Source organism: Streptomyces albidus (ex Kaewkla and Franco 2022) (assembly GCF_013870515.1).
In the GTDB taxonomy this organism is placed as follows: Bacteria; Actinomycetota; Actinomycetes; order Streptomycetales; family Streptomycetaceae; genus Streptomyces; species Streptomyces albidus.
On the sequence record NZ_JACBXA010000077.1, the window covers coordinates 1 to 22,463 of the forward strand.

The 22,463-nt window shown below is 69.3% G+C and carries 24 protein-coding genes, 3 tRNA genes and 1 pseudogene; 6 read left to right on the forward strand and 22 right to left on the reverse strand.

The features are described from left to right. Positions 1 to 643, reverse strand: a 643-nt coding sequence (locus H5J26_RS14235; protein WP_235980699.1) for an AIR synthase related protein, incomplete at its 3' end; no start/stop codon positions are given. A gap of 212 nt (positions 644 to 855) precedes the next feature. On the opposite strand from H5J26_RS14235, the gene H5J26_RS31490 reads away from it, so the two are divergent. Both H5J26_RS31490 and H5J26_RS14245 read left to right on the forward strand, forming a co-directional pair. Continuing rightward, positions 856 to 1,089, forward strand: coding sequence for an Lrp/AsnC family transcriptional regulator (locus H5J26_RS31490; protein WP_181766209.1), 234 nt, complete (start codon positions 856 to 858; stop codon positions 1,087 to 1,089). Between the two features lie 20 nt (positions 1,090 to 1,109). Then, on the forward strand, positions 1,110 to 1,604 hold the full coding sequence (locus tag H5J26_RS14245; RefSeq protein ID WP_181766210.1) for a DUF3515 domain-containing protein: 495 nt from the start codon (positions 1,110 to 1,112) through the stop codon (positions 1,602 to 1,604). Here H5J26_RS14245 and H5J26_RS14250 read toward each other — a convergent pair. The 3 genes from H5J26_RS14250 to H5J26_RS14260 form a co-directional block, all read right to left on the reverse strand. Continuing rightward, on the reverse strand, positions 1,601 to 2,737 hold the full coding sequence (locus tag H5J26_RS14250) for a D-alanine--D-alanine ligase family protein (RefSeq protein ID WP_181766211.1): 1,137 nt from the start codon (positions 2,735 to 2,737) through the stop codon (positions 1,601 to 1,603). The genes H5J26_RS14245 and H5J26_RS14250 overlap by 4 nt on opposite strands. 124 nt (positions 2,738 to 2,861) lie before the next feature. Continuing rightward, positions 2,862 to 3,863, reverse strand: a complete 1,002-nt coding sequence (locus tag H5J26_RS14255; protein ID WP_181766212.1) for an NAD(P)H-dependent glycerol-3-phosphate dehydrogenase — start codon at positions 3,861 to 3,863, stop codon at positions 2,862 to 2,864. Further along, positions 3,860 to 4,684, reverse strand: coding sequence for a lysophospholipid acyltransferase family protein (locus H5J26_RS14260; protein WP_181766213.1), 825 nt, complete (start codon positions 4,682 to 4,684; stop codon positions 3,860 to 3,862). Before H5J26_RS14260 ends, H5J26_RS14255 begins: the two co-directional genes overlap by 4 nt. Positions 4,685 to 4,943: 259 nt before the next feature. On the opposite strand from H5J26_RS14260, the gene cofC reads away from it, so the two are divergent. Then, complete coding sequence (cofC, locus tag H5J26_RS14265; RefSeq protein ID WP_181766214.1) at positions 4,944 to 5,624, forward strand: 2-phospho-L-lactate guanylyltransferase; 681 nt, start codon at positions 4,944 to 4,946, stop codon at positions 5,622 to 5,624. Positions 5,625 to 5,648: 24 nt separating this feature from the next. After that, a complete protein-coding gene (locus H5J26_RS14270) occupies positions 5,649 to 5,852 on the forward strand; it encodes a hypothetical protein (RefSeq protein ID WP_181766215.1) in 204 nt (67 codons plus the stop codon). Positions 5,853 to 5,938: 86 nt separating this feature from the next. On the opposite strand, the gene H5J26_RS14275 is transcribed toward H5J26_RS14270, so the two are convergent. The 4 genes from H5J26_RS14275 to leuC form a co-directional block, all read right to left on the reverse strand. Next, positions 5,939 to 6,616, reverse strand: a complete 678-nt coding sequence (locus H5J26_RS14275; RefSeq protein WP_181766216.1) for an HU family DNA-binding protein — start codon at positions 6,614 to 6,616, stop codon at positions 5,939 to 5,941. A gap of 125 nt (positions 6,617 to 6,741) precedes the next feature. Further along, the gene (locus tag H5J26_RS14280; RefSeq protein ID WP_181766217.1) at positions 6,742 to 6,996 is read right to left on the reverse strand and encodes a hypothetical protein; all 255 of its coding nucleotides are present in this window, start codon (positions 6,994 to 6,996) and stop codon (positions 6,742 to 6,744) included. 137 nt (positions 6,997 to 7,133) lie between these two features. Beyond that, positions 7,134 to 7,727 (reverse strand): 3-isopropylmalate dehydratase small subunit, encoded by a 594-nt coding sequence (gene leuD / locus H5J26_RS14285; RefSeq protein ID WP_181766218.1) that lies wholly within the window; start codon positions 7,725 to 7,727, stop codon positions 7,134 to 7,136. 15 nt (positions 7,728 to 7,742) lie between these two features. Then, positions 7,743 to 9,167, reverse strand: coding sequence for a 3-isopropylmalate dehydratase large subunit (gene leuC, locus H5J26_RS14290; protein WP_181766219.1), 1,425 nt, complete (start codon positions 9,165 to 9,167; stop codon positions 7,743 to 7,745). Between the two features lie 163 nt (positions 9,168 to 9,330). Here leuC and ndgR point away from each other — a divergent pair, with 163 nt between their 5' ends. Further along, complete coding sequence (ndgR, locus tag H5J26_RS14295) at positions 9,331 to 10,050, forward strand: IclR family transcriptional regulator NdgR (RefSeq protein ID WP_181766220.1); 720 nt, start codon at positions 9,331 to 9,333, stop codon at positions 10,048 to 10,050. Between the two features lie 67 nt (positions 10,051 to 10,117). On the opposite strand, the gene H5J26_RS14300 is transcribed toward ndgR, so the two are convergent. Next, positions 10,118 to 10,615: a DUF4188 domain-containing protein gene (locus H5J26_RS14300; RefSeq protein ID WP_181766221.1), complete on the reverse strand. Its 498-nt coding sequence runs from the start codon at positions 10,613 to 10,615 to the stop codon at positions 10,118 to 10,120. A 109-nt stretch (positions 10,616 to 10,724) separates the two neighbouring features. Between H5J26_RS14300 and H5J26_RS14305 the strand changes: the two genes are divergently transcribed. After that, entirely contained in the window at positions 10,725 to 11,372 is a 648-nt protein-coding gene (locus H5J26_RS14305) for a MerR family transcriptional regulator (RefSeq protein WP_181766222.1), read from the forward strand. A 94-nt stretch (positions 11,373 to 11,466) separates the two neighbouring features. Here the strand turns inward: H5J26_RS14305 and H5J26_RS14310 are convergent. The 13 genes and pseudogenes from H5J26_RS14310 to H5J26_RS14370 all read right to left on the reverse strand — a co-directional run. After that, positions 11,467 to 11,539 (reverse strand) — tRNA-Glu (locus tag H5J26_RS14310). A gap of 31 nt (positions 11,540 to 11,570) precedes the next feature. After that, a tRNA-Glu gene (locus H5J26_RS14315) sits at positions 11,571 to 11,643 on the reverse strand. Positions 11,644 to 11,684: 41 nt separating this feature from the next. Further along, positions 11,685 to 11,756 (reverse strand) — tRNA-Gln (locus H5J26_RS14320). Positions 11,757 to 12,029: 273 nt separating this feature from the next. Beyond that, positions 12,030 to 13,562, reverse strand: coding sequence for a glutamate--tRNA ligase (gltX, locus tag H5J26_RS14325; RefSeq protein ID WP_181766223.1), 1,533 nt, complete (start codon positions 13,560 to 13,562; stop codon positions 12,030 to 12,032). Further along, complete coding sequence (locus H5J26_RS14330) at positions 13,555 to 14,337, reverse strand: fumarylacetoacetate hydrolase family protein (RefSeq protein ID WP_181766224.1); 783 nt, start codon at positions 14,335 to 14,337, stop codon at positions 13,555 to 13,557. Before H5J26_RS14330 ends, gltX begins: the two co-directional genes overlap by 8 nt. Positions 14,338 to 14,653: 316 nt before the next feature. Next, the gene (locus H5J26_RS14335) at positions 14,654 to 15,235 is read right to left on the reverse strand and encodes a GTP-binding protein (RefSeq protein ID WP_181766225.1); all 582 of its coding nucleotides are present in this window, start codon (positions 15,233 to 15,235) and stop codon (positions 14,654 to 14,656) included. Then, on the reverse strand, positions 15,216 to 15,881 hold the full coding sequence (locus tag H5J26_RS14340; protein ID WP_181766226.1) for a DUF742 domain-containing protein: 666 nt from the start codon (positions 15,879 to 15,881) through the stop codon (positions 15,216 to 15,218). Before H5J26_RS14340 ends, H5J26_RS14335 begins: the two co-directional genes overlap by 20 nt. A 131-nt stretch (positions 15,882 to 16,012) precedes the next feature. Beyond that, the gene (locus H5J26_RS14345; protein WP_181766227.1) at positions 16,013 to 16,426 is read right to left on the reverse strand and encodes a roadblock/LC7 domain-containing protein; all 414 of its coding nucleotides are present in this window, start codon (positions 16,424 to 16,426) and stop codon (positions 16,013 to 16,015) included. 10 nt (positions 16,427 to 16,436) lie between these two features. Beyond that, the gene (locus tag H5J26_RS14350; protein WP_309237908.1) at positions 16,437 to 19,448 is read right to left on the reverse strand and encodes a nitrate- and nitrite sensing domain-containing protein; all 3,012 of its coding nucleotides are present in this window, start codon (positions 19,446 to 19,448) and stop codon (positions 16,437 to 16,439) included. A gap of 396 nt (positions 19,449 to 19,844) precedes the next feature. Beyond that, positions 19,845 to 20,459 carry a GTP-binding protein gene (locus H5J26_RS14355; RefSeq protein ID WP_419183797.1) on the reverse strand — a complete coding sequence of 205 codons (615 nt, stop codon included), beginning with the start codon at positions 20,457 to 20,459 and terminating at the stop codon, positions 19,845 to 19,847. Beyond that, the gene (locus H5J26_RS14360) at positions 20,440 to 20,853 is read right to left on the reverse strand and encodes a DUF742 domain-containing protein (protein WP_181766229.1); all 414 of its coding nucleotides are present in this window, start codon (positions 20,851 to 20,853) and stop codon (positions 20,440 to 20,442) included. Before H5J26_RS14360 ends, H5J26_RS14355 begins: the two co-directional genes overlap by 20 nt. A gap of 74 nt (positions 20,854 to 20,927) precedes the next feature. Next, a complete protein-coding gene (locus tag H5J26_RS14365; RefSeq protein WP_028433436.1) occupies positions 20,928 to 21,341 on the reverse strand; it encodes a roadblock/LC7 domain-containing protein in 414 nt (137 codons plus the stop codon). A gap of 9 nt (positions 21,342 to 21,350) precedes the next feature. After that, positions 21,351 to 22,463, reverse strand: a pseudogene (locus tag H5J26_RS14370) (histidine kinase); the annotation flags it as partial.

Sequence of the window (22,463 nt, forward strand, 5' to 3'; positions counted from 1 at the left end):
CAGCATGCCCGCGCCCAGTAGCGCGCCGATCAGGGCGGCGGGGCGAGCGGAATCCGCGTGAGAGAACCGCGTGCCCGGCCGCCGACCAGCCCAGCCAGCCGGTGACGGCGACGGTGTCGCCGGGACGGGCGCCGAAGCGGGTGACGGGCTCCCTGTTGCGCATGTCGCCGAGCGCGGTGATCGAGACGGTGATGGTCTCGCCTCGCACGACGTCGCCGCCGACGACCGCGGCCGAGGCGACCTGCGCCTCGTCGCGGATGCCGTCCATGAGCTCCACCGGCCAGTTCGCGGGGAGTTCGGCCGGGACGACCAGTCCGAGCAGGAGCGCTGTCGGCACGGCACCCATCGCCGCGATGTCGGCGAGGTTCTGTGCGGCGGCCTTGCGTCCGACGTCGTAGGCGGTGGACCAGTCGCGCCGGAAGTGCCGCCCCTCCAGCAGGATGTCGGTCGTCGCGACGACTCTGCGGTCCGGCGCGGCGACCACCGCCGCGTCGTCGCCGGGCCCGATGCGCACGGCGGGGGTGGTGGTCAGTCGGGAGGTCAACTCCCTGATCAGACCGAACTCTCCGAGCTCGCCGACGGTACCGGCGGCACGTGGACGACCGCCCACGTGGTACTCGCCGTACTCCCCGCTCAGATGCATCGCACTGCCCCTTCGCCCGTCTCCGTCGCCGTGGTCCCCGCGAAGCCGCCGTCGGTACGCTTCCGCGCGCCGCCGGAATGCTGCCGCACGGGCACCCCCGGAACCGATTCGCCGTCACCGACAGTGCGGAGGGTCTCCCGCGCGGTAGCGGCGACGCGGTACCGTGGCGTCCCCTCTCCCCCCATGATCCTCGTAGCCGCCCTGGAGGTTCCGTGGTACAGGCCTACATCCTGATCCAGACCGAGGTCGGCAAGGCATCGACCGTCGCCGACGTGATCTCCAAGCTTCCGGGCATCCTTCACGCCGAGGATGTGACGGGCCCGTACGACGTGATCGTGCGCGCCCAGGCCGACAGCGTCGACGAGCTCGGACGCATGGTCGTCGCCAAGATCCAGAAGGTGGACGGCATCACTCGGACCCTGACCTGTCCGATCGTTCATCTCTAGCTCCCCCGTATGCTCACCCGGTGGACTTCTCGTACCGCCGGGCGCCGTTCGCCGTCACCGTCGTCGCCGCCGCAGTGGCCGCCTCTGGCTGCGTGGGCGCGGACGACGGCGGTCCGGCAGTGCCCAAGCCCTCCAAGAGGGCGGCCGAGAAATGCCGGTCGCTGTACGACCGGTTGCCGAAGCGCGTCGACGGGCAACAGCGGATCACGCTCGAACCCGCCTCGAAGTACACCGCGGCGTGGGGCGATCCGGCCATCGAACTGCGCTGCGGAGTGCCACGCCCCGAGAAGCTCACGCCCGGCAGTGAACATTACAACCCCACCGCCGAGGCGGCAGAAGTCGACGGCGTCTCCTGGCTGCTCGAGAAGCGCGAGGACGGATACCGGTTCACCACCACGGACCGCGCGGCCAACGTCGAGTTGACCGTCCCCGACAGCTACACCCCCGAGATCGACGCCCTGCCCGACCTCGCGAAGGCCGTGCGCACGTCGGTGCCCGAGAAGCGCTCCTCCTAGCGCAGGCCCGTCTCCCGCCGGAGCGCCGCCTGGATGAGCCGGTCCACGAGTTCGGCGTAGCTGACGCCGCTCTTCTGCCACATCCGCGGATACATCGAGATGGGCGTGAAGCCGGGCATCGTGTTGATCTCGTTGATGACGAACTCGCCGTCCTCCGTACGGAAGAAGTCGGCGCGGACGAGGCCTTCGCACGAGGCGGCGTCGAAGGCGCGCACCGCCAGCTCCTGAACCCGCGCGGTCTCCTCGGGGGTGAGCGGGGCGGGAACGATCCCGGAGGCCGAATCGATGTACTTCGCCTCGAAGTCGTAGAAGTCGTGGGCGCTCACCGGCGGGATCTCGGCGGGAACGCTTGCACGCGGCCCGTCCTCGAACTCCAGGACGCCGCACTCGATCTCACGCCCGCTCAGCAGCGATTCGACGATCACCTTCGGGTCGTGACGCTGCGCCTCGGCGATCGCCTCGTCGAGACCGCCGATGTCGTCGACCTTGCTGATGCCCATCGACGAGCCGGCACGGGCGGGCTTCACGAACAGCGGCCAGCCGTGCTCTCCGGCCAGATCCAGGATCCGCTTGCGCGCCGCACCCGGGTCCCTCGCCCACTCGCGTGGACGGATGGTCACGTACGGGCCGACCGGCAGCCCGAAGGACTGGAAGACCCGCTTCATGTACTCCTTGTCCATGCCGACCGCCGAGGCGAGCACGCCCGCGCCGACGTAGGGCACGCCCGACATCTCCAGCAGCCCCTGCAGGGTGCCGTCTTCGCCGTACGGGCCGTGCAGGACGGGAAAGACGACGTCGACCTCGCCCAGGGCCTTCGGCACGGCGCCCGGTTCGAGGTAGCTCACCTCGCGGTTGCCGGGTTCCATGGGCAGCAGGACTCCGCCGGAGTCGGAGTCGGCCAGCTCCGAGACGCTGGGCAGCTTGCGGTTCTCGATCGCCATCCGCTCTGGTTCGTCGGCGGTCAGCGCCCAGCGGCCGTCGGCGGTGATGCCGATGGGCAGCACCTCGTACTTCTCACGGTCGATGGCGCCGAGCACGGCACCGGCCGTGACGACGGAGATCGCGTGCTCGGAGCTTCGGCCGCCGAAGACGACGGCGACACGGGGCTTGCGGGAGGGGCTCTGGCTGCTCATATCGGATCGACTGTACCGCCTGCCTCCTGACGCGTCAGGGTCCCCGTGCGCCGCGTCGCGGCGGCATTCCGCGCCGCACGCAAGCCCGTTGGGGCCGCCGCGGGCTCCGGCGTGCGCAACTGCGTCAGACGCGTTCGGCCTTCGCGCTGCGCGCCATCAGTTCCTTGAGCGCGACGAGCGGCGGCTTGCCGTCGTGAACGATGCCGACCACGGTCTCCGTCAGGGGCATCTCCACCCCGTGCAGCCGGGCCAGTTCACGTACGGACTCGCACGACTTGACACCTTCCGCGGTCTGACGTGTCACCGCGATCGTCTCCTGCAACGTCATCCCTCGCCCCAGGTTGGTGCCGAAGGTGTGGTTGCGGGAGAGCGGCGAGGAGCACGTGGCCACCAGGTCGCCCATGCCGGCCAGCCCCGCGAAGGTGTGCGCGTCGGCGCCCATCGCCAGTCCGAGACGGGTGGTTTCGGCCAGACCGCGGGTGATGAGGGAGGCCTTGGCGTTGTCCCCCAGTGCCATCCCGTCCGCGATGCCGACAGCGAGCGCGATCACGTTCTTGACCGCCCCGCCGAGTTCGCAGCCGACGACGTCGGTGTTGGTGTACGGACGGAAGTACGGGGTGTGGCAGGCGGCCTGCAGCCGCTGGGCCACGCCCTCGTCCGCGCAGGCGACGACCGAGGCGGCGGGCTGCCGTGCGGCGATCTCCCTCGCGAGGTTCGGCCCGGTGAGCACCGCCACTCGTGAACGGTCCACGCCGGCGACTTCCTCGATGACCTCGCTCATCCGCTTCGCCGTGCCGAGTTCGACGCCCTTCATGAGCGAGACCAGCACGGTGCCCGGGTGCAGCAGCGGTGCCCACCCGGCGAGGTTGCCGCGCAGCGTCTGCGAGGGGACGGCGAGCACGGTGAACTCCGCGCCGTCGGCTGCCTCTGCCGCGTCGGTGGTCGCGGTGATCGCCGCCGGAAGTTCGGTGTCCGGCAGGTAGTCGGGGTTCACGCGGCGGGTGTTGACGGCTTCGGCCAGTTCCGGTCTGCGGCCCCAGAGGGTGACCTCGCAGCCCGCGTCGGCGAGCACCATCGCGAAGGCGGTGCCCCAGGAACCGGTGCCGAATACGGCAGCTTTCGTCACGCGTTCTCTCCCCCGGCAGCCCCGGGGGGCGCCGTGTCCTGCTGTGCCTGTGCCTGCTGTGGCTGCTTGCCGTCGCGCTGTTGGCGCGGAACCTGCTCCGTCGCCTGTCCGACGGTCTTGCGGTGCTCGTAGCGCTGCGAGGGCGCGGGCTCCTGACGGATGTCCGCCAGCTGCACCGTGATCTCGTCCATGATGCGCTCCGTCACCTCCCGCAGCACCGCCGCGGTCGGCTCTTCCCCGTAGAACTCCGAGAGATCGATGGGCGGTCCGGCCTGCACGATGAGGGTCTTGCGCGGAAAGAGCTTGATGTCCTTGCGCTTCGGATAGGGCGGTACGGCGAGATTCGCTCCCCATTGCGCGACGGGAATGACGGGTGCCTGTGTCTCGAGCGCCACACGAGCCGCTCCCGTCTTGCCCTTCATCGGCCACATCCCGGGCTCCCGCGTGAGAGTCCCCTCGGGGTAGAAGGCCACGCACTCGCCCTTGTGGATGGCCGCGACGGCGGCCCTGAAGGCTCCTATGGCGTCCTTGGACTCGCGGTAGACGGGAATCTGCCCGGTGCCGCGCATGGCCGCTCCCATGAACCCGCTCCGGAAGAGGCCGACCTTCGCCAGAAACCGCGGGACCCGTCCGGTGTTGTACTGGAAGTGCGCGTAGGAAAGCGGATCCAGTGCCGAGTTGTGATTGACGACGGTGATAAATCCGCCGTTTTCCGGAATGTGTTCCATTCCCCGCCAGTCCCGCTTGAAGAACACGACGAGCGGCGGTTTCAGCAAAACCGCGGCAAGGCGGTACCAGAAGCCGATTCTGCGGCGGGACACCCGGACACCATCTCCTCTGCCTCTTTCGAACAGCCACGTGGGGTCCCGGGCGGCGAGGCACCGGCCTCCCGCGAAGCGGGCGCGGGGTCCTCGGCACAGCGGCGTGGGCCCGCCCAGCGCGGCGAGCGTGGGGTCCTCCCCAGCGCGCGAGGGGCAAGTCTCACCCCGCACCCCCCACCGTGTCGAGCGCACGGTCTGTCTGCGTCTGTCCTGCAACCGTAGCCGGGCCCGCACCGTGCCGGACGGGCGGCAGGTGAGAATGAGGGTGATGCAGCCACATGTGACGCCCGCGGCGTGGACCCTCGTGGTGCCTTTGAAGCCGCTGACACGGGCCAAGAGCAGGCTCGCCGCCACGGCGGGCGACCCTGCGCGCGCCCACCTCGCGCTGGCGTTCGCGCAGGACACGGTGAGTGCGGCCCTGGCCTGTACTGCCGTACGCGATGTGGCAGTTGTCACCAACGACCAGGTCGCGGCGAGGGAGCTGACGGCTCTGGGAGCCCGCATCGTGCCGGACGCCGCGGACGCGGGACTCAACCCGGCGCTGGCACACGGTGCCACGGCGGTGCGCTCCCTCTGCCCAGAGGCGGCTCTGGCGGCTCTGAACGCCGATCTCCCGGCCCTGCGACCCGAAGAGCTCGCTCAGGTGCTCCACGCCGCCGCGCGGTCCTCCCGCGCCTTTCTCGCCGATTCGGCGGGCACGGGCACCACATTGCTCTCGGCGCTGCCGGGCCATGAACTGGCCCCGCACTTCGGGCCTCGTTCACGTGCACGCCATCGCGCGTCCGGAGCGGAGGAGATCGCCCTCACCGGCGTGGAGAGCGTGCGCCAGGACGTCGACACGGAAGCGGATCTGGCGGCGGCCCTCACGCTGGGAGTGGGCGCCTTCACGGCGCGGGCGCGATGCCGGGGTGCGGGCGCCGCTCCCGCCAACAGCGCCTGAGGTACGTCGTCTAGGCTGCCCGGCATGCAGGCCACCTCGTACACCTACGATCCCGAGACCCGGACGGGCAGCGTCCTGCTCGACGACGGCACGCCGCTCACGTTCGACGCGGCCGCCTTCGACGCCGGCGGGCTTCGCCTGCTGCGCCCCGGGCAGCGGCTGCGGATCGAGGTCGAGGGCGACGGCGAGGAGCGCCGCGTCACCTTCGTGACTCTCCAAACGCTCTAGCCGCTTTCGCCAGTTGCCCCTCCAACGCCCGCCGGGCCGGACTCCCGGTGGGGAGTCCGGCCCGGCGCTGTGGGGCTCTTCGAAGCTCAGCGCTTACGCGCGGTGGCCCTCTTGGCCGTGGTCTTACGGGCGGCGGTCCTGCGACCGGGGGCCTTCCTGGCCGGAGCCTTCTTGGCGGTCGCCTTCTTCGTGGTCGACTTCTTGGCGGTGGCCTTCTTGGCGGCCGTCTTCTTGGCAGCCGACTTCTTGGCGGTGGCCTTCTTCGCGGCCGTCTTGGCGGTCGCCTTCTTCGCCGCGGTCTTCTTGGCCGGCATCCGCTTGGCGGTGGCCTTCTTGGCGGCCGACGTCTTCGCCGCCGTGCGCTTCGCGGTCGCCTTCGCGGCCTTCTTCGCCGTCGACTTCTTCGCGGCGGTCTTCTTGGCGGAAGTGCCGCCCATCAGGCTGCCCTTCGGAGCCTTCTTCACCGCGACGTCGTTCTTCGGAAGCTTCTTCGCTCCGCTGACCAGTTCCTTGAACCCGGCACCGGCGCGGAAGCGCGGCACCGAGGTCTTCCTGACCCGCACGCGCTCCCCGGTCTGCGGGTTGCGGGCGTACCGGGCGGGCCGGTCGACCTTCTCGAATGAGCCGAACCCCGTGACGGAGACCCGCTCACCCGCCACAACGGAACGGACGATCGCGTCCAGCACGACGTCCACCGCTTCCGCGGCCTGCTGCCGACCACCGAGCTGATCCTGGATTGCTTCGACGAGCTGCGCCTTGTTCACGTCTTCCCCTTCGGAACCATTGCAGGAACGAATGTGTTCAAGCTTTTTCGCACGCTAGGCAGATATATACCGCGAATCAAACATGAAACGGGCGAATCACCCTTGTGCCGCAACGAACTCGCCCTTCATCGAGTTCCGTCAGCGCGCTTGGCTGCCTGTTCCTCGGGCAAGCGTCCCTCGTCGATATCCGTCATGAGACGGTCCACACGCCGCTCAGCGTCGGCGAGATCGTGCTTCGAGGCCGCGGTGATGACGAGCAGCTTGCGCGTCAGCGCCACCCGTACGCCCTCGGGGACTTGCAGTGTGCGCACCCTTGCGTGCGCCTCCTTCAAGCGGGCGGCGAGCCGGTCGTAGAGATCGAGTTGACCGTCGCGTTCCATGCACCGATTGTGCCATCTGCGGTGAGTTGTCGCATACCGGCTCCTCAACACGAAGATGCGCCCCCCACCGTGCGGTGGGGGGCGCGGAGATGCCGCAGGCGACGGGGCGTGTCGCGAGGGCGCTGCTCAGCTCCGTCTCACGCCTGCTGCGTCAGCGGTTTGAAGGCCGACCGCTTCGCCTCGTAATCGGCGATGGCCTCTTCGTTCTTCAGGGTGAGACTGATGTCGTCGAGTCCCTCGAGCAGTCGCCAGCGGGCGTTCTCGTCGAGTTCGAAGTCGGCCTCGATCCCAGGGGCGAGGACCTTGCGCTGTACCAGATCGACGGTGACTTCGACACTCGGGTCGGACTCGGCCAGCTCCCACAGGGCGTCCACCGTCCGGGGCGGGAGCACGACCGTGAGCAGGCCGTTCTTCAGGGAGTTGCCCCGGAAGATGTCGGCGAAGCGAGGCGAGATGACGACCTTGAAGCCGTAGTTCTGCAGCGCCCACACGGCGTGCTCGCGGGAGGAGCCCGTGCCGAAGTCCTCGCCGGCGACCAGGACCGTGCCGCCCTTGTACACGGACTGGTTGAGCACGAAGTCGGCGTTCTTGCGCCACGCCTCGAAGAGCCCGTCCTCGAAGCCGTCCCGCGTGACCTTCTTCAGCCAGTGGGCGGGGATGATCTGGTCGGTGTCGACGTTGCTGCGGCGCAGCGGAACGACCCGTCCGGTGTGTGTGGTGAAGGCTTCCATGGTGATGCGTCCTCCTCAGACGCCGGCGGGCTGGCGTACGTCGGACAGGTCGGCGGGGGACGCGAGGTGCCCCAGAACCGCTGTCGCGGCGGCGACCTGCGGGGAGACCAGGTGCGTACGGCCGCCCTTGCCCTGCCTGCCCTCGAAGTTGCGGTTGGAGGTGGACGCGGCGCGCTCACCGGGCTGGAGCTGATCCGGGTTCATACCAAGGCACATCGAACAACCCGCGTGCCGCCATTCGGCCCCCGCGGCGGTGAAGACCTTGTCGAGTCCCTCCTCGACGGCCTGCAGCGAGACCCGCACGGAACCGGGCACGACCAGCATCCGCAGCCCCTCGGCGACCTGACGGCCCTCGAGGACGGACGCGGCCGAACGCAGGTCTTCGATACGGCCGTTGGTGCACGAGCCGACGAAGACGGTGTCCACTGCGACGTCGCGCAGCGCCTGCCCCGCGGTCAGCCCCATGTACTCCAGGGCCTTCTCGGCGGACAGCCTGGCGGAGTCGTCCTCGAACGTGGCGGGGTCCGGGACCGACTCGGACAGCGGCGCACCCTGACCGGGGTTGGTGCCCCAGGTCACGAACGGCGCCAAGTCCGCGCCTTCGATGACGACCTCGTGGTCGAAGACCGCGTCGTCGTCGGTGCGCAGCGTCTTCCAGTACTCCACCGCCGCGTCCCAGTCGGCGCCCTTCGGCGCGTGGTCGCGGCCCTGGACGTACGCGAACGTCGTCTCGTCAGGAGCGATCATCCCGGCTCGGGCGCCGGCCTCGATGGACATGTTGCAGATGGTCATCCGCGCTTCCACCGACAGCTTCTCGATGGCTTCGCCGCGGTATTCGATGACGTAGCCCTGTCCGCCCCCGGTGCCGATCTTCGCGATGATCGCCAGGATCAGGTCCTTCGCCGTGACGTCGTCGGGCAGTTCGCCGTTGACCGTGACCGCCATCGTCCTGAACGGCGCCATCGTCAGCGTCTGGGTGGCCAGCACGTGCTCGACCTGGCTGGTGCCGATGCCGAACGCCAGCGCGCCGAACGCGCCGTGCGTGGAGGTGTGGGAGTCGCCGCAGACCACGGTCATGCCCGGCTGCGTGAGACCCAGCTGGGGTCCGACGACGTGCACGACGCCCTGCTCGACGTCGCCCAGCGGGTGCAGGCGCACGCCGAAGTCCGCGCAGTTCTTGCGCAGCGTCTCCAGCTGGGTGCGCGAGACGGGGTCGGCGACGGGCTTGTCGATGTCGAGGGTCGGGGTGTTGTGGTCCTCGGTGGCGATGGTCAGGTCGGTGCGGCGCACCTGGCGGCCGTTCTGACGGAGTCCGTCGAAGGCCTGGGGGCTGGTCACCTCGTGCAGCAGGTGCAGATCGATGAAGAGGAGGTCCGGCTCGCCTTCCGCGCGCTTGACGACATGGTCGTCCCAGACCTTCTCCGCGAGTGTCCGTCCCATCGCTTTCCCTCCGGCCGGCTGTGTCACCGACCACATGTCGAGATCCAATGGCGCACCGACCTCGGCGGTCCCCCGGGTCGTGGTGCGCTCCGCCACTACAGGGTGGCGGGTGGCGCCGAAAAAGGAACTTGCGTTTCACACTCTGAGACGCGAGTATCGACGCATGGACAACTCTAGCGGCGTCGGCGTTCTCGACAAGGCAGCTCTGGTACTGAGCGCTCTGGAGTCCGGCCCGGCCACTCTCGCCGGGCTGGTCGGAGCCACCGGTCTTGCACGTCCTACGGCACACAGGCTCGCGGTGGCTCTCGAGCATCACCGCCTGGTCGCCCGGGACATACAGGGGCGCTTCATCCTCGGCCCCCGTCTCGGCGAACTGGCCGCCGCAGCCGGTGAGGACAGGCTCCTGGCCTCCGCAGGGCCGGTCCTCACGCACCTGCGCGACGTGACGGGCGAGAGCGCCCAGCTCTACCGCCGCCAGGGCGAGATGCGCATCTGCGTCGCCGCCGCAGAGCGGCTGTCCGGATTGCGGGACACCGTGCCGGTCGGCTCGACGCTGCCGATGAAGGCCGGCTCCGCGGCCCAGATCCTGATGGCCTGGGAGGAGCCGGAGCGGCTCCACCGAGGTCTGCAAGGTGCCCGCTTCACGGCGACGGCGCTCTCGGGCGTACGCCGGCGCGGCTGGGCCCAGTCCGTGGGCGAACGCGAACCGGGCGTCGCCTCGGTCTCGGCCCCCGTGCGCGGCCCCTCGAACCGCGTGGTCGCCGCGGTCTCCGTCTCGGGCCCCATCGAGCGGCTGACGCGGCACCCGGGCCGCATGCACGCGCAGGCGATCGTCGACGCGGCGGCCCGGCTGAGCGAAGCCCTGCGCCGCACCACCGGCTGAGCGGCGACGCACAGTCGGCGAGAGCGCCGGCCCGCGCGCCGCCGCAAACGGGCGGGTGAGCGCGAGGTCAGCCCTCCACAGGCTGCGACCCCATCCGCTCCGCCGCCCGCTCCCCCCGCCGGCCGACCGGTTCGATGCCGTGAGCGGCTCCGAGTCCGTACGGCGGCATGTTGACGTAGACCGTCTCGTAGCGGCCGGCCGGGACCGCGTAGGTCTCGTGCCAGACGCCCACGTGCGGCCCGCTCTTCCTGACGCGGCGGTTGTAGGCCGTCCACGCCGGGCGGTGCTCCTGGTCCGGAGCGGAGGCGTACGCGAACAGCGCCTCCTTCGACTCCCAGTACTGCACGACGCTGAAGTCACGCGGGCCGCCCAACTGCACCCGGAAGCCGAGCAGTCCGCCCGCGGGATCCCGGGACAGCTCCTTGAGCATCCGCGGCATCGCCATCAGAACGGGCAGCCAACTCCGCAGCGCCCACAGCTTGTTGATGCGCATGCCGATCAGGAAGACGACAACGTCCCCCCGCGCCGCCGTGGTTGACCGTCCCGCCTCTACCGCACCTGCCATGGCGCTCCCCCTTCTCCATATGGATAGCGACACTATCCATATAAGATAGTGCTCCTCTCCAACAAGTTCGGCAAGTGGGTTTCGGCACGGGATCGGGAACGGCACGGACATGCGCCTGGCACAGCTGAGTGAACGCAGCGGGATCACCACCGCCACGGTGAAGTACTACCTGCGCGAGGGGCTGCTGCCGCCGGGCCGCCGCGTGACGGCGACCCAGTCCGAGTACGACGAGTCGCACCTGCGGCGGCTGCGCCTCATCCGCGCCATGACCCAGGTGGGCCGGCTTCCCGTGACGACGGTGCGCGAGGTGCTGGCAGTCGTCGACGACGGCTCGCAGGACCAGCACAGCCGCATCGGCGCGGCCGTCTGGGCTCTGCCGCACGGCAATGAGCCGACGGCCGACGATCCGGCCGTGGCGGCCGCGGAGCACACCGTACAGATGCTGCTGGACCGCGTCGGCTGGAGCTTCGGGCGGCTCGCCGGCCCGGACTCCCCCGCGTACCGGAAGCTCGTCGGCGCCGTCGCCGAGCTCCACCGGCTCGGCTACCCCTGCAACGTGGAGAACCTGCTCCCGTACGCCGCCGCGGCGTCCCGGCTCGCGGAGGCCGACCTCGATCTGGTCGAGAGCTACGACGACGCGGAGGAGCAGATCGAGGCGGCCGTGGCGTGCACGGTTCTCTACGAGCCGGTCCTGCTCGGCCTGCGGCGGCTGGCGGAGGCCGAGGAGTGCAACCGCCGCTTCGGCACGGGGAGTTGAGCGGAGAGTTGAGGCTCGCCCCCGGATGACGCCGACAGTACGTGCACACGAAGAAGGCCCTCCGCGCATCGCGGAGGGCCTTCTTTTGACCGAGTACCCCCGACCGGATTCGAACCGGCGCTACCGCCTTGAGAGGGCGGCGTGCTAGGCCGCTACACAACGGGGGCCCCTGCTCGGCCCGCCCAGAGGACGGACCAGTACCCCCGACCGGATTCGAACCGGCGCTACCGCCTTGAGAGGGCGGCGTGCTAGGCCGCTACACAACGGGGGCCTCGATCTTGCCAGTTGAGCATTCGCTGAACGAAGATCGCGCTGGGCTACCAGGACTCGAACCTAGACTAACTGAACCAGAATCAGTCGTGCTGCCAATTACACCATAGCCCACCAAAACGCAACCCCCGATGGGGATTTTGTCTGGGTGGCCGCCTTCGGATCGGGCCGCGTGGCCTCGCCCCGTTCGGCGACAGGAGGAACATTACCCGATCGGGGACAGTGCTCCAAAACGGGTTCAGCTGCGCAGGGCCCGCCCCGGTCATCAGCGGACTCGGCCCCCGGAGGCGGGCGAACGGTGCCGGGAGGCCTCCGCCCCGTCCGGCACCGCACTCCGCTCCCCACCCGGCACGCACGCCAGGCACGGGCACATCTCCAGATGCGGGTTCAGCTCTCCCGCTGAGCCGTCAGCTTCGCCAGCGTCGCGTCCACTCGGGCCATCGTGCGGTCCCGGCCCAGCACTTCCAGCGACTCGAAGAGGGGCAGGCCGACCGTACGGCCGGTGACGGCGACGCGGACCGGGGCCTGTGCCTTGCCGAGCTTCAGGCCGTGCTCCTCGCCGGCCGCCAGGACGGCCTCCTTGAGGGCCTCGGCCTTCCAGTCGGCCTCGGCGAGCTTCGTACGGGCCGTGCGCAGCACGTCCTCCGCCCCCGGCTTCATCGCCTTCGCCCACGACGCCTCGTCCTCGACGGGCTCGTCCAGGAAGAGGAAGTCGACGTTGTCGGTGATGTCGGCGAGCACCGTGAGCCGCGTCTGCGCGAGCGGAGCCAGCTCCTCGAACGCGGTCCGGTCGAAGGCTTCCGGCGCCCAGGGTGCGTAGGGGGCGTGCAGCCACGGCTCGCATGCCTTCACGAAGTCCTCCAGGGGGAGTTCGCGCAGGTGTGTGGCGTTGATGGCCTCGCACTTCTTCAGGTCGAAGCGGGCCGGGTTGGCGTTGACGTCGGCGATGTCGAAGGCGGCGACCATCTCGTCCAGGGAGAAGATGTCGCGGTCCTCGGCGATCGACCAGCCAAGCAGGGCAAGGTAGTTGAGCAGACCCTGCGGCAGGAAGCCGCGCTCGCGGTAGAGGTTGAGCGAGGCCTGCGGGTCGCGCTTGGAGAGCTTCTTGTTGCCCTCCCCCATCACGTACGGGAGGTGCCCGAAGGCGGGCGTCGTGCCGTTGCCGACGCCGATCTGAGCGAGGGCGCGGTAGAGCGCGATCTGGCGCGGGGTGGAGGACAGCAGGTCCTCGCCGCGCAGGACGTGCGTGATCTCCATCAGCGCGTCGTCGACGGGGTTGACGAGCGTGTAGAGCGGAGCGCCGTTGGCGCGGACGATGCCGTAGTCGGTGACGTTCTCCGGGGAGAAGGTGAGCTCCCCGCGGACCAGGTCGGCGAAGGTGATCGGCTCGTCCGGCATGCGGAAGCGGACGATGTGCGTGCGCCCCTCGGCCTCGAACCCGGCGATCTGCTCGGCGGTCAGGTTGCGGCACTTGCCGTCGTAGCCCGAGGGCCTGCCCTCCTTGCGGGCTGCCTCGCGGCGCACCTCCAGCTCCTCGGCGGTGCAGTAGCAGGGATAGGCGAACCCGGCTTCACGCAGCCGTGCGGCGACGTCGGCGTAGATCTCGGTGCGCTGCGACTGGCGGTACGGACCGTAGGGGCCGGCTTCCGCCGTCTCGCTCGCATCGGCGTCGAAGGGCGCGGGGCCCTCGTCCCAGTCGAGGCCGAGCCAGCGCATGGAGTCCAGGAGCTGCTCGTAGGACTCCTCCGAGTCCCGGGCAGCGTCGGTGTCCTCGATGCGGAAGACGAGGGTGCCGCCCAGGTGGCGGGCGAAGGCCCAGTTGAACAGAGCGGTGCGGATCAGGCCCACGTGGGGGTTGCCTGTCGGGGAGGGACAGAACCGTACCCGGACGTCCTTCACGCTCGCGGTCGCGTCAGTCACGCTTGACCACCTTGTTGGTGAGAGTACCGATGCCTTCGATGGTGACGGCGACCTCGTCGCCGATGTTCAGCGGGCCGACGCCCGCCGGGGTGCCGGTGAGGATGACGTCGCCCGGCAGCAGCGTCATCGCCTCGGTGATGTGGACGACCAGGTCCTCGACGGAGCGGACCATCTCGCTGGTACGGCCGAGTTGGCGCTGCTCGCCGTTCACCGTGCACATCACGCCGAGGTCGGAGGCGTCCAACTCGGTCTCCACCCACGGGCCGAGGGGGCAGGACGTGTCGAAGCCCTTCGCCCGTGCCCACTGGGACTCGGCGCGCTGCACGTCCCGGGCGGTGATGTCGTTGCCGCAGGTGTAGCCGAGGATCACGTCCTTGACGCGCTCGCGGGGCACGTCCTTGCACAACCGGCCGATGACGACGGCGAGTTCGGCCTCGTAGTGCACCTCTGAGGAGAAGGCCGGGTAGCTGACCGGGTCGCCCGGGCCGCAGACCGAGGTGGACGGCTTGAAGAACACGACGGGGTTGTCGGGGACCTCGTTGCCCAGTTCCTTCGCGTGCTCGGCGTAGTTGCGGCCGATCGCGACGACCTTGTTGGGCAGCACGGGCGGCAGGAGCCGGACCTTGTCCAGCGGCAGCTTCTGGCCCGAACGCTCGAACTCGGCGAAGGGGTGGCCCTTGATGATGTCGAGGACGGGGCCGCCTTCGGTCTCCGCGTCCCCTTCCACGACGCCGAAGGCGACGTTTCCGTCGAGGGAGAATCTTGCGATGCGCACGGGTGGGTCTCGCCCTTCACTGGCTGGACGGAAGTGACGCTCCAGCGTATGCCACACGGGAAGGCGGGGGCCGCCGCGGGCCGGGCCACCGGTTCCGTGGAGGCCTTCCGCCGTCGGGCGGCCGAACGACACCGTGCACGACGTGGAAGTGGACCAGCGATCTCCGGTTGGACCGGACGCTGCTCCTCGGCGCTCCGCGGCCGTCAAGCGGTGGGGACGGGGAGCGGGCACTGTGCGGGCGTCACAAACCCCCGCCGGTCCTCGACGGGGGTGCGGTGCTGCCTGCGGCGGGCGTCGGGCGCCCGCCGCTCGGGCGTCAGCGCAGACGGGCCATGAGCGCGTGCTCGACCAGGGTGATGAGGGCACTCTTCGCGTCCGCGCGGTGCCGGGCGTCGGTGGTGATGATGGGAGCGTCCGGGCCGATCTGCAGGGCCTCGCGGACCTCCTCCGGCGTGTAGGGCTGGTGCCCGTCGAAGCCGTTGAGCGCGATCACGAAGGGAAGACCCGAGTTCTCGAAGTAGTCGACCGCCGGGAAGCAGTCGGCGAGACGACGGGTGTCGACCAGCACGACGGCGCCGATCGCACCGCGCACGAGGTCGTCCCACATGAACCAGAAACGGTCCTGACCGGGCGTACCGAACAGGTACAGGATCAGGTCCTGGTCGAGGGTGATGCGGCCGAAGTCCATCGCCACCGTGGTGGTCTTGTCGGCGGTGTGGGACAGGTCGTCGATCCCGGCCGACGCCGAAGTCATCACAGCTTCGGTGCGCAGCGGATTGATCTCCGACACGGCACCGACGAAGGTCGTCTTGCCCACACCGAAGCCGCCAGCCACCACGATCTTCGCGGAGGTGGTGGAACGGGCAGCAGCGCCGCCGCTAGAGCTTCCGAAGTCCACTGAGCACCCTTTCGAGCAATGTCACGTCTGGCTGGCCGTCCTCGTTCGTGTCGTTGCCACCGGGCTGATGGATGGCGACGAGCCCTGCTTCGGCCAGGTCGGCGACGAGGATACGGGCGACGCCGAGGGGAATGGTGAGAAGTGCTGAGATCTCAGCTACCGATTTGATCTCGTAGCACAGCCGGCAGATCCGCTGATGCTCGGGCAACTGCCCGTGGAGCTTGGCGGGTTCGGCCGAAGTGTGCACCAGCGCCTCGATGGCGAGCTGGTACCGGGGACGGGTCCGACCACCCGTCATGGCGTACGGGCGCACCAGCGGCTGCTGCTCGACGCGGCCGCTCTGGCTGCTGTCGGTCCGGGGGGCGGGCTGCACGGGCTGGATACGCGGAGGCGGCCCCTGGTCGTACTGCCGCCCGTCGTACTGCTGGTCGTAGCGCCGCTCGAACCGCCCGTCCTCATACCTCGGCGGCTGGTGCCGCTGCGGAGGAGGCTGGGGCGGCTGCTGCTGTTGCGGAGGCTGCGCCGGCTCGTCGCGCGACTGCCCACCCACGTGCCTGCTGGGTGTGGAGGGGAAGTTGAACCGCTTCGGGCGCGCGTTCTCATGACCACTGCCGTACGACGACTGGCCGCCTGGGGGCATTGTCATGTTTCCTCCTCCGACTCACGGACTTGCGGGCTACATCGTTCCGTCTACTCCAGCGCCGTGGGCGTGTATCGCATCACCCGCACCTTATGGCGCGAAGCCGCAACGCGCACTGCCTGTCTGCTGGTTGAGAACTAGTTGAGCAGGCTGCCTTGCAGCTCAGCGCGGAGGTCCGGGGTCAGGACGGTGCCCGCGCGATCGACGAGAAGTGCCATCTCGTAGCCGACGAGACCGATGTCGGCCTCGGGGTGGGCGAGGACCGCCAGCGCCGAACCGTCGGAGATGGACATGATGAAGAGAAATCCTCTCTCCATCTCCACGACCGTCTGGTTCACACTGCCGCCCTCGAAGATGCGGGAGGCTCCGGCGGTGAGCGAGGTCAGCCCGGACGCGACCGCCGCCAACTGGTCGGCGCGGTCCCGCGGGAAGCCCTCGGACATCGCGAGCAGAAGTCCGTCGGCGGAGACCACCACTGTGTGGGAGACACCTGGGGTGTTGTCCACGAAGTTGGTGATCAACCAGTTCAGGTTCTGCGCCGCCTGGCTCATCGGGCTCACACTAACGCTCCTGATCGTAGGTGCTGCCGGGGCCGTAGCCCTGTCGGTCATTGTGGGGGGCGTCACCCGCATTGCGACCCCGGCGGATGCCGCGGTGCAGATTGCTCAACCTGCCCCGTACGTCCTCGGGCGCGCGGGAGACCAATGAGCCGCCCAGCGAGTTCGATTCGGCGGTGCCTTCGACCAGGTTGGCCCTGGGCACCCGCCGGGGAAGGCCGGATGAGGTGGTACCACCGGCCTGCGGTTCACGCAGTCGGCCTGCCCGGCTCCAGCGCTCGTCGTTGGCTGATCGCCAATCCTCGTAAGGTTCCGTTTGAGGCTGGTGCTGCTGGTGTTGCGCTTCCGTTCCCCTCTCCAGCGGCGACCGCTCGCGGTCACGGCGCGGGAGACCTGCGCCGGTCGTGGAGCGATAGCTACTCGGGGCGGGGCCCGGACGGTCGAAGCCTACGCGGTCGTGGCCATTCCCGTGAACGCCCGTACCCGATTCCGCTTCCGGCTCCCGGGAGGCGTACTGACCGCCGCGTGACGGCATTTGATCCTGTTGCTGGGGCGCCTGCCGCTCGTACGGCGCCGGCGGCTCGTACGGCTGCTCGTAGGAGCTCTTCTGCTCGTACGAGGGCTGCTGAAACCGCTGTTCGTCGTAAGAGGAGGGCCCCTGCGGCCGAGGCGGCCGCTGCTGCTCGCGCTCAGGCGGTTCCTGCCGCTGGTCGTACGGCGGCTCCAGCGCCTCGCGACGCTCGTCCCGCATCAGCGGGCGGCCGATCGGGTCGAGGGAGGAGGCGTCGTCCGGGACCTCGTACCTGCCGTCGTCGAAGCCGAGTTGGGCGGCCGAGCGCGAGTCGACGGCCTGCCTGTACTGCGGCTCCGGCTGGTGCGGCACGATCCGCGAGACGGTGAAGTCCTCGAACATCTCCTCCTCGCCGCCACCGCCCCGTGTGATCGCCTCCGGCAGCATCACCAGGCATGTCGTGCCGGCCTGCTCCCCCGAGGGCCGCAGCTGCACGCGGATGCCGTGGCGGTCGGAGAGGCGGCCGACGACGTACAGGCCCATGCGCCGCGCGAGGCTGGCGTCCACGGTCGGAGGGTTGGCCAGCTTGTGGTTGATGTCGGCGAAGTCCTCGGCGGTCAGGCCTATGCCCTTGTCGTGGATCTCGACGACGACCCGCCCGTCCGGCAGCCGGGTGGCGGTCACGGCCACCTTCGTCTGCGGCGAGGAGAAGGTGGTCGCGTTCTCCAGCAGCTCGGCCAGCAGGTGCACGAGGTCGTTGACGACCTGGCCGTGGATCTCGCTCTCCGGCACACCCGAGAGCTCGATGCGCTCGTAGTGCTCCACCTCGGAGGAGGCGGCGCGGAGGATGTCGATCAGCGGCACCGGCTCGTTCCACCGGCGGCCGGGCTCCTCACCTGCGAGGACGAGGAGGTTCTCGCCGTTGCGCCGCATGCGGGTGGCCAGGTGGTCGAGCCGGAAGAGGCTCTCGAGCTGGTCGGGGTCGGCCTCGTTGTTCTCCAGGTCGGAGATGAGACCGAGTTGCCGCTCGATGAGGCCCTGGTTGCGGCTGGAGAGGTTCGTGAAGATCGCATTGACGTTTCCGCGGAGCAGTGCCTGCTCGGCGGCGAGACGCACGGCCTCGCGGTGCACCTGGTCGAATGCCCTGGCGACCTCGCCGATCTCGTCGGTGCTGTCGATCGGGATGGGCGCGACCCGGGTGTCGACCCGGCCGGGGTCCGTACGGGAGAGCTGGTCGACGAGCATCGGCAGCCGCTGCTCGGCGACGTCGAAGGCGGCGGTGCGCAGGTTCTGCATGCTGCGGCTCATCGAGCGGGCCATCAGCGCCGCGAGGAAGACGGCGAGCAGCAGCGCAGCGAGCACGATCACGGCGTTGACCAGCGCGTCCCGCTGGGCGTCCGAGGAGATCTGCTCCGTCTCGTCGACAGCCGCGTCGGTGAGGTTCTTCTCGACGGCGCGGTAGGCGTCGAACTTGCCTGTGCTGGTGGCGAACCAGCTCTTGGCGGTGATGCCCTTGGACTTGAGCGCCTGACTGCCGGCACCGGAGACGATCGCGGGTATCGCTTCCTTCATCGGCGGCGGGGGGACGAACTGCCGGCCCGCGGCCGTGGCCTGCGCCTCGGCCTTGGCCAGCTTCTGCTTGCCCTTCGCCTCGGACTTGGCGGACTCGCGCTTGAGCAGCGCGACGTCCTCCGGGCGGCCGCCGCCCACGTACTCCTCCATGGCGATGCGCTCGAGGTAGGCGTACGAGGTCAGCGCGGTGTACTGGCGCTGCGTGTTCTTCTTCCCCGGGCCGGGACCCACCAGCAGGTGCATGCCTATGGAGCGCTCCAGCGACTGGGCCGCCTTGGCGAGCGATATGGAGTAGACGGTGCGGCCGTAGGAGGTGATGTTGCCGGTGCCGAAGCCGAGTTCGTTGGCGAACTCCATCAGCGGGTGCTGGATGGTGACGTAACCCTCTTCGGTCTTCACTCCGTTGAGGCGCGTGGTGTAGGCCGCTGTGCGCAGCGCCGCGAGCTTCGGCTCTTCTTTCCTGAAGACGGCCAGACGACGCTCGAGTCCGGGCTTGGCCGGCATCGCGGTCGCCGCTCGGTCGAAGTCCTTCTTGGCGCGGTCGGTGACACCGCGCACGCGCTGAACTGCCGGATCGTTCCGTCGCCCTGCGAGCAGCGGTGCCGCGGTGCGGTCGCGCTCGTCGATGAGGGCGTTGCCGTAATCGGCTGCCGCGCGCACCAGTTCGGCGGTGCGCTGTGCGTCCTCGGCCTCGTTCCAGGTGTCGATGGAATCCTGGACGCGATAGCCGCCGAAGACGAGTCCGACGATCACCGGGATGAGGAGGATGGCGTACAGCCGTGTCCTCACACGCCAGTTGCGCACGGCCAGGCGACTGCCCGATCGTCCCGTGTCCGACAGATCAGAGGTCACCGCGGTCCGGGACGGCGGGGTGAAATTGCCCCGCGACTCCTCCCGGGCCTGTGTCGCAGCGCCCGTCTTGCTTCGCCTCACGCGACTCCTCACCTCTTGGCCCTCGGTGTCCGACATCCGACGTTCCGTGGGTCGGCGACGTGCCACTCGCTACTGCTGAGTTCAGCGCATTTCAGCACGTCAGGGCCGCGTCGTCCAAACAGTTGGTTGAGGCCGGTACGACACCCCAACAGGCCCGGAAAATCGGGTATCTATGAACTAAGACGACAAATGGGCGAAGTTTTGTGAGCGGAGTGAAGCCCCCCGGATGCCAGCAGTGTTCACGGAGCCGAAATTCTCTGTCGAAACGTTATGAACATCTCGCAGGGCGGCTGAAGGCTCCGGAGGGCATGACGAACAACACAGCCGGCCGCTGGACGCAGCAAGGCCGGCTGTGCGATCAACTCGGCGCCGTGAGCGCCGAGTTGATGATGCTGCTCACTTCAGGCGTGCGAGCAGCGCGTGTTCGACAAGAGTGATCAGAGCACTCTTCGCCTCGGCGCGGTGCCGGGCGTCGGTGACGATGATGGGAGCGTCCGGGCCGATCTGCAGGGCCTCCCGGACCTCCTCAGGCGAATAGGGCTGATGCCCGTCGAAGCCGTTGAGCGCGATCACGAAGGGAAGACCCGAGTTCTCGAAGTAGTCGACCGCCGGGAAGCAGTCGGCGAGACGACGGGTGTCGACCAGCACGACGGCGCCGATCGCACCACGTACCAAGTCGTCCCACATGAACCAGAAACGGTCCTGACCGGGCGTACCGAACAGGTACAGGATCAGGTCGTCGTCCAGCGTGATGCGGCCGAAGTCCATCGCCACCGTGGTGGTGGTCTTCCCGCCCGTGTGCGTCAGATCGTCGATCCCGGCCGACGCGGAAGTCATCACGGCTTCCGTGCGCAGCGGATTGATCTCCGACACGGCACCGACGAAGGTCGTCTTGCCCACACCGAAGCCACCGGCCACCACGATCTTCGCGGAGGTCGTCGAGCGGCCGGCAGCAGGGGCTCCGTAATTCATCATCTGGCCCGTCTGCGGGCTAGAGCTTGCGAAGTCCACTGAGCACCCTTTCGAGCAAGGTCACATCTGGAGCACCACCGGGTTCGGAACCGCCGCCGGGCTGGTGGATGGCCACCATTCCGGCCTCGGCGAGGTCGGCGACCAGGATCCGGGCCACCCCGAGGGGTATCGCGAGAAGAGCGGAGACCTCCGCCACCGACTTGACCTCGCGGCACAGGTGGCAGATGCGCTGGTGCTCGGGAAGCAGACCCTGAAGTTGTGCCGGGTCGGCGCTCGTGCTCACCAGTGCCTCGATCGCCAGCTGGTAACGCGGCCGAGTACGGCCTCCCGTCATGGCGTACGGGCGCACCAGCGGCTGGTCGCCCTCACCGCCGTACGGTGCGTGCTGGTATGGGGCACCGTACGGTCCGGGCGAGGCTGGCGGCGGGGTCATGGCTCCTCCGGTCGAGGCGTGAGGTCGAATCGGCTTAACGGACTGAGGTGGCTCATTAGAGGGGAGCTTTCAGGTCAGTTGAGAATGCTCCCCTGAAGTTCTGCACGCACGTCAGGGGTGAGGACGGTTCCTGCGCGGTCTACCAGTAGTGCCATCTCATATCCGACGAGACCGATGTCAGCCTCCGGATGAGCGAGGACGGCCAGTGAAGAGCCGTCCGAGATGGACATGATGAAGAGGAAGCCTCGCTCCATCTCCACCACCGTCTGATTGACGGGGCCTCCCTCGAAGATGCGGGAGGCCCCGGCTGTAAGTGAGGTCAGCCCGGATGCGACCGCCGCCAACTGGTCGGCGCGGTCGCGCGGGAAGCCCTCGGACATGGCCAGAAGGAGGCCGTCCGCGGAGACCACCACCGTGTGCGACACACCTGGGGTGTTGTCCACGAAGTTGGTGATCAACCAGTTCAGATTCTGCGCCGCCTGGCTCATCGGACTCAACTAACGCTCCTGCTGGTAAGTGGGGCCGACGCCGCGGCCGTTCGTCGTGCCGGCCTGCCGGCCCTGTTGGATGCCGCGGCGAAGGTTGGTCAGCCGCCCCCGTACGTCGTCGGGTGAGCGGGAGACCTGCGGACCGGCTTGGGCGGAGGACTGCTGCTCAGCGGTACCCGCGACAAGGTTGGCGCGGGGCACACGGCGCGGCAGACCTGAGGTGGTGACTCCTCCCGCGGCGGGCTGCCGGACCTGTTCGGCCCGGCGCCAGGTCTCATCGTTGGGCGAAGCTCCCCAGTGACCGCCGGTGTCGGCGCTTCGCTGGGCCCCCACGTGGTGGGATCCCGTGGTGGAGTTCGCGGAGGCGCCCTCGGCGGCGCCCCGGGCGCTGTGACGGCGCGGCATCGGCGGTACGGCGGAGGCCGGTTCGCCACCGGGCCGCGGAGCGGGCGCCTGGTGCGAGGACTGGACGGGCTCCTGCGACTCCTCGGGCGGCGCCTGCGGAGGTGCGGGCGGCGGTGAGGAGGCGGCACGGAACCAGTTGGACTCCATCGACTCGAAGATCGGCGTCGGGGCGTCCGCGGCGGCCGGAGGGACCGCCGGTATGCCGAAGTCCGGGTCGTAGGACGGTGCTTCCTCGGCGGGCTGCTGGAACTCGCCGGTGTCGTGCCGGTCGCGTTCCTGGGCGGCGCCCTGGCCGCCGCTGGAGGCGCCCGTGTATCCGGGACGCGCGAACTCGCCGGTGTCGTGTGCCTCGGTGTCGTCGTGACCGCGAGGTCCGTCGTCGACGGGAGCGTTGGGCGTCGCCCAGCTCGGACGCTGGCCCCAGTCCTCCGGCCGCGCGAACTGGCCGGTGTCCGAGGGACCCCCGGTCTGCGGGCGCTGGAAGGCACTCGTGTCGGTGGCCGGGGGACGCGCGAACTGCCCGGTGTCGGAGCCCGATTGGGGACGCTGGAACTCACCGGTGTCCGAGCCTGTCTGCGGAGAGGCGTACTCCCCCGTCGACTGGTTGTCCCAGTTGCCGCCCCAGTCGGGACGAGGGATCTCGCCCGTGTCGCCGGGGCCGCCCCTGCCGCCGGGGTCGGTGCCGCCCGGAAGCTGACCGGCGGGACCGGACCGCTG